Below are 6,557 nucleotides of genomic sequence, written 5' to 3' on the forward strand. Positions count from 1 at the left end.
CACGTCGATCAGGCCGTCCTGGAGCTGGGTGCCCAGGTCGGACCAGCTGCCGTTGCGACGCTCGAATTCCACACCCAGGGTTTCCATCATGCGGGGGAAATAGGTGTCGGAGGTGGAGCCGGCGGGGCCAAAGCCGATGCTGGCGCCGTCCGGGATCTCATCGATGCTGGTGATGCCGGAGCCTGCCAGGGCGGTGACCGAGAAGGGCGTCTGATACATGGGGAAGATGGCGCAGACGTTGTCCATTTTCATGCCGGGGGCCAGCGGGCTTTCGCCCTCCAGCGACTCTCGGGCCGGGCCCATGGTGGTCAGGCCAAAGCCCAGGTCGCCGGTGTGCACCAACGCCATGTTCTGCATCGGGCCACCGGTGATTTCGGCACCGCCGGAAACACCCAGGTTCTCGGCGACAAAGTTGGCCCAGCCGGAGCCGTAGGCGAAGTAGGTGCCACCCTGGCTGGCGGTACCCACGGTGAAGTTGCTCGGCCAGTCGGAACGGTCCTGACCGAAGGCGGCGCTGCTAAAGGTGACTGAGGCTGCCACGGCGGCAGTCAGAAAGGCACGTGTCTTGTTCATCGTGAACTCCAGAATCGTTGTCTTTGTTGTGGACGTGTCACTCCGCACGGAGGGAGAGAACAACCGGTTTACAGTAAGGCAAGATCAGGGCCAGATTAAGTGACACCGCCTGTCGCGTGCATGGCGGCGAGTCCGGAACAGCAGAATCGGCGGATTGTGACCCATTACCGGACCCGCAATGGGTGGAAAACGACACAGCTCCACCAGCGCGGGCCTGCCGGGGGCAGCGGGGCCACCCCAAAGCAAGCCTAGCCCCTGGCGCTGGTATCCGCCAATTGTGTCCGGGCCTGGGAGTCGAACTTTTTCATGCTGGCGACGAAATCGCTGAAGCGCTCGCCCTGTATAAGCACATGCTGGCGCATGGCCTCCTCGGCAGCGGCAGCGTTGCCCGCTTCAATGGCCCGGTAGATATCCCGGTGCTCCTGCAGCGAACGCGCCATCCTGTGGCGTACCCTCAGCTGCAGGCGGCGGTAGGGTTTGAGGCGCTGCTTGAGCTGCTGGACCTCATTGGCCAGAAAGGCGTTGTGGCTGGCGCTGTAGATACACTGGTGGAAGACCTCGTTCTCGTAGTAGTACTCGTCGGGCCCCTCGCCCTCCGTGACGCTGGCCTCGCACCGGGCGAGGGCCTGTTTCAGCTCCACCAGTTCCTCGGCGCTGATTCGCCGCGCCGCCAGCCTGCCGCACATGCCCTCCAGCTCCGCCATGACCTCGAACATTTCCACCAGCTGGTCGACACCGATCTTGGCCACGAAGGTGCCTTTCTTGGGCACCACCACCACCAGACCGCTGGCGGTGAGCTGCTGGATCGCCTCACGGATGGGCGTCCTGGAGACATTGAAGGCCTTTTCCAGCGCCTCCGGATCCAGGCGCTCACCGGGCGCGAAACGGCCGTTGATGATGTCGTTCTCAAGGGAATCCTTGAGCCGCTGAGCATTTGATATTTTCAAGCCGGTTCTCCTGTTTCTGCCGCAACCGCTGCCCCGGTCTCACCTGCCAATTCTAAAGGCTCGCCCTCACCACCGGGAGTCGGTGTTTTTTTGAACAACGAATTGACAGGGCTATCATCCCCTATTATAGATATATACATCAGATGTGTCTGATGAATATTTTACAACAACAAGACTGGAGAAAATCATCATGAAGCGTCCCTTATTCCCGATTGCCGCCGCGTCCCTCCTTGCCACTGCCATCGCCGGCACCGCGGCGGCCGACGTTACCCTTCGCGCCTCCCACCAGTTTCCCGGTGGCAAGGGCGATGTCCGCGACGAAATGGTCCAATTGATGGCCAAGGAAGTGGAAAAGGCCGATGTCGGGCTGACCATCCAGGTCTATCCCGGCCAGTCGCTGTTCAAGGCCCAGGAACAATGGGGCGCGCTGGTGCGTGGCCGTCTCGACATGACCGCCCTGCCGCTGGATTACGCCAGTGGTCGGCACCCGGAATTCTCCGCCACGCTGATGCCCGGCCTGGTCCGCAACCATGAGCGCGCGCAGCGCCTGAACGACTCCGAATTCATGGACATGATCAAGAAAGTGATCAACGACGCCGGCGCACGGGTGCTGGCGGATGCCTGGCTGGCCGGTGGTTTTGCCTCCGATATCCGCTGCGTCACTTCACCGGACACCGTGGAAGGCCAGACCATGCGCGCCGCCGGCCCGGCCTTCGATGAAATGCTGGCCACCGCCGGCGCCTCCATCGCTTCCATGCCGTCGTCGGAGATCTACACCGCCATGCAGACCGGCGTCCTGGACGGCGCCAACACCTCTTCCGGCTCGTTCGTGTCCTACCGGATCTACGAGGTGGCCACCTGCCTGACCGCGCCGGGCGAGAACGCCCTCTGGTTCATGTACGAGCCCATCCTGATTTCCGAACAGAGCTGGGACAAGCTCAACGAGGCCCAGCAGGCCGCCCTGATGGAAGCCGGCCAGAAAGCCGAGGACTACTTCGCCAAGGAGGCCGCCGGCCTTGACGAGAAGATGGTGGAGGTGTTCAAGAAGAACGGCGTGGAAGTGGTGAGCATGAGCGCCGAGAACTACCAGGCCTGGCTCGATATCGCCAAGAAGAGCTCCTACGAGACCTTCATCAAGAACGTTCCCAACGGCAAGGCGCTGATCGACGCGGCACTGGCGGTGGAATAACCGCCGGGATCCGCTCGCAGAGTCATTCAACCCGAATCGCCGCCTCCCCCGGAGGCGGCCGTATCCTTTCCCGTTGAGGCCATCATGTCACAACCCTTCTCCCATACGTCCAAAGCCAAAGGGCTGCCACCGGAGCCCGTCGCCCCCCCCACAGCCCCCAGGGGCGGAATTATCGGTGCCTACATCCGCTGTATGGACACGCTGACCCTGGCGATGGGCGTCCTCGCCGCGGCGCTGCTGGTGTTTGGTGTGATCGTGGTGTGCCACATGGTGTTCTCCCGCTACGCCCTGGGCCTGAGCACCACCTGGCAGACCGAACTGACCACCTTCTCCATTGCCGGCGCCATGCTGCTGGGCGCGCCTTATGTGCTGCTTACCCGGGGCCATGTGGCGGTCACGGTGTTGCCGGATTCGCTGGCGCCCCTGCCCCGGAAGATCATGTATCTGGTGGCCTCACTGGTGGGGCTGGCGTTCTGCCTGGCCCTGGCCTACGGCTCCTGGATCTACCAGCTGGAGGCCTACCACGCCGGCTGGACCACCGGCACCGTGTGGAACCCGCCGCTGTGGCCCGCCATCGTCCCCATGACCGCCGGCGCCACGCTGCTCTCGCTGCAATACCTGGCTGAAATTCTTCGCGGAGAGATCTGACATGGACCCTGTAACAAGCGGAATCCTGGTGGTCATCGCCCTGGTGGTACTGATGGCGATCGGCACCCCGATTGCCTTCGCCCTGGGCGGTGTGGCTATTGGCGCCCTGGTCATGGACCGGGGCATGGGGGAGCTGACCTATTTCGGCGAGACCTTTTTCGGTGCGGTGGCCTCCTTCGGCTTCGTCGCCATTCCCATGTTCATCCTGATGGGCGCGGCAGTGGCGTCATCCCCGACGGGGCGAGACCTGTACCGCTCCCTGGACCTGTGGATGGGCCGGCTGCCGGGGGGCCTGGCCATCTCCAACATCGCGGCCTGCTCCATCTTCGCCGCCCTCTCCGGCTCGTCGCCGGCCACCAGCGCGGCCATCGGCAAGCTCGGCATCCCGGAGATGCGCAAACGCGGCTACCCGGATGGCGTCGCCGCCGGCTGCATCGCCGCCGGCGGCACCCTGGGCATCCTGATACCGCCATCGGTCACCATGATCGTCTACGGCATCTCCACCGAGACCTCCATCGGCCGGCTGTTCATTGCCGGCGCCATCCCCGGCCTGATGCTGGCAGGGCTGTTCATGGTCTGGACGCTGATTGCCTGCAAGCTGGCGGGCGGTTACGACACCCCCAGTCCCATCATGGAGGCAGCCGCCAAGGTCAAGGAAAACGTCAAGACCAACTCCCGGGCCCTGGTGCGGGTTCTGCCCTTCCTGGTGGTTGTGGGCGGCATCCTGTTCGCACTCTACGGCGGCGTGGCGACGCCGTCGGAGGCGGCCGGCATCGGCGCTTTCCTGTGCCTTGCCCTGGCCGTCATCATCTACCGCATGTGGCAGGCCCGACCGCTCATCAACATCATGCGGGATGCGCTGCGGGAGAGCGTGATGATCATGCTGATCATCGCGGCGGCGGAGATCTTCGCCTTTGCCCTGTCGTCGCTGTTCATCACCCAGACCGTGGCCGCCGGTATCGCCGACATGGAGGTGAACCGGTGGGTGCTGATGGGGGCCATCAACCTGTTCCTGCTGGTGGCGGGTTTCTTCCTGCCGCCGGTGGCGGTCATCGTCATGGCCGCACCCATCCTGCTGCCCATCATCCTGGAGGCCAACTTCGACCCTTACTGGTTCGCGGTGATCCTCACCATCAACCTGGAGATCGGCCTGATCACACCGCCGGTAGGGCTGAACCTGTTCATCATCAAGGGCATTGCCCCGGACATTGCCTTGCGGGACATCCTCATGGGCAGCCTGCCCTACGCCCTGTGCATGGTGCTGGCCATCGTCCTGCTGTGCATCTTCCCCGGCGTGGTGACCTGGTTGCCCGATCTTCTCATGGGACCGGAGCTGTGACCCTTTGAGCCATTTCGAGACCTACAGGTTGCGGACATGAACATGACTTTTCTGCAGGAACTGTTTTCCAGCATCACCCAGCGCGACGCGGTGCTACGCCGCCGCGCCGCCCACCTACCGAATGTCGACCACGACGACCTGGTGGCGGCCTGCCAGGCCCTGATGCAAAGCGACGGCGAGGTGTCCGGCATTACCCTGGCAGGGCGCGCCCTGGAGATCTACGCCAGACTGGACGCCGACGAGAAACTGCGTTTCTTCGAGCGCCTGGCGTCGGACTTTTCCGCCGCCCCCCGCACCATCGACCTGGCCTACGAGCGCTACCGCAAGAACCGCAGCAGCAAGAACCTGGAAGCCCTGTTCGAGGCCTGCGAACCCAAGCGCCAGGAGCTGCTGCGGCGCCTCAACCTCACCCGTGGCGGCACCCACGAGATCGTACGGATGCGGGCCGACATGCTGGAGCTGATGCAGGGACACCCGGACTTCGAGGCCATCAACGCGGACTTCATCCACCTGTTCGCGTCCTGGTTCAACCGCGGTTTCCTGGTGCTCAAGCGTATCGACTGGCATACCCCCGCCAACATCCTGGAAAAGATCATCCGCTACGAGGCGGTCCACAAGATCCAGGACTGGGAGGACCTCCGGCGCCGGCTGGACGGGCGCGACCGGCGCTGTTTCGCCTTCTTCCACCCGGCCATCGGCGACGAACCCCTTATCTTTGTTGAGGTGGCCCTCACCAAGGGCCTGCCGAGTCAGATCCAGGTCATTCTGGCCAGTGACCGCTACGACATCGACGAGCCGGAATCCGCCGATACCGCGGCCTTCTTCGGCATCAGCAACTGCCAGACCGGGTTGCGGGGCATCTCGTTCGGCAACTTCCTGATCAAGCAGGTGGTGCAGGAGCTCAAGCAGGAGCTGCCGGGGCTACGCAATTTCGTCACCCTGTCGCCCCTGCCCGGCTTCCGCAAATGGCTGGAGGCCACCTACACCGAGGAAGCCGGGCTGCTGAGCCCGGAGGCCCAGGATACCCTCAAGCTGCTGGCCAACCCCGACTGGCCACAGGATGAAGCCCAGGCGCAGCAGCTGGAGGAGGTCATCCGGCCGCTGGCGGCGCGCTACCTGCTGAAGGAGAAGAACGCCAAGGGCCTGCCCCACAACCCCGTCGCCCGCTTCCACCTGGGCAATGGCGCCGAGCTGCACCGCATCAACTGGCTTGGCGACGTTTCCGCCCAGGGCCTCAAGCAGTCTGCCGGGCTGATGGTCAACTACCTGTACGTACTGGATAACATCGAACGCAACCACGAGCAGTTCACCGCCGACGGCACCATCGTCTGTTCGTCAGCCATCCGGGAACTCAGCCGGCGCGGCCGCAAGTTGCTGAAAGGAGAAAACGACAAATGAACCACAACCTGTTCGAGAGCTTTGCCAAGCGCATGACCGAGCGCCGTCAACACGACTTCATCGTGACCCCGGAAGGCCGCAACTACAATTACGGCGAGGCGCTGGAAGTCACCGAGCAACTGGCCGGCGCCCTGGTGGAGCTTGGCGTGGAACCCGGCGACCGGGTGGCGGTGCAGGTGGACAAGAGCCCGGAGGCCATCCTGCTCTACCTGGCCTGCCTGCGCATGGGCGGTGTCTACCTGCCCCTGAATACCGGCTATACCGCCGCCGAGATCGGCTACTTCCTGGGCAACGCCGAGCCTCACCTGTTCGTGTGCCAGCCTGCCGCCCTGGAGGCCGCCCGTAAAGTGGCGCAGGAGACCGGCTGCCCCCACGTGGAGACCCTGGCCGATGACGGTACCGGCAGCCTGATGACCCGGGCCGCAACGGCCGAGCGCTATACCGCCATTGAGCCGCGCGGCGC

General features: G+C 64.0%; 7 protein-coding genes. 5 read left to right on the plus strand and 2 right to left on the minus strand.

Features of this window, described 5'->3' with window-relative positions; all coding sequences use genetic code 11:
- Window positions 1-573 (minus strand): TAXI family TRAP transporter solute-binding subunit (locus R3280_RS15420; protein ID WP_318999500.1); only part of this gene is annotated, 573 nt, incomplete at its 3' end.
- A gap of 248 nt (window positions 574-821) precedes the next feature.
- Complete coding sequence (locus R3280_RS15425) at window positions 822-1,520, minus strand: GntR family transcriptional regulator (protein WP_318999501.1); 699 nt, start codon at window positions 1,518-1,520, stop codon at window positions 822-824.
- A gap of 190 nt (window positions 1,521-1,710) precedes the next feature.
- Between R3280_RS15425 and dctP the strand changes: the two genes are divergently transcribed.
- The 5 genes from dctP to R3280_RS15450 all read left to right on the plus strand — a co-directional run.
- A complete protein-coding gene (gene dctP / locus R3280_RS15430; protein WP_318999502.1) occupies window positions 1,711-2,709 on the plus strand; it encodes a TRAP transporter substrate-binding protein DctP in 999 nt (332 codons plus the stop codon).
- Between the two features lie 192 nt (window positions 2,710-2,901).
- Entirely contained in the window at window positions 2,902-3,357 is a 456-nt protein-coding gene (locus R3280_RS15435) for a TRAP transporter small permease (protein WP_318999503.1), read from the plus strand.
- Window position 3,358: 1 nt separating this feature from the next.
- Window positions 3,359-4,696 (plus strand): TRAP transporter large permease, encoded by a 1,338-nt coding sequence (locus tag R3280_RS15440; RefSeq protein WP_318999504.1) that lies wholly within the window; start codon window positions 3,359-3,361, stop codon window positions 4,694-4,696.
- Between the two features lie 42 nt (window positions 4,697-4,738).
- Window positions 4,739-6,094 (plus strand): malonyl-CoA decarboxylase, encoded by a 1,356-nt coding sequence (locus tag R3280_RS15445; protein ID WP_318999505.1) that lies wholly within the window; start codon window positions 4,739-4,741, stop codon window positions 6,092-6,094.
- The coding region (locus R3280_RS15450) for an AMP-binding protein (RefSeq protein ID WP_318999506.1) at window positions 6,091-6,557 on the plus strand (467 nt) is incomplete at its 3' end. The genes R3280_RS15445 and R3280_RS15450, both read left to right, overlap by 4 nt.

Source organism: Marinobacter sp. (genome assembly GCF_033722195.1).
Lineage (GTDB): Bacteria > Pseudomonadota > Gammaproteobacteria > Pseudomonadales > Oleiphilaceae > Marinobacter.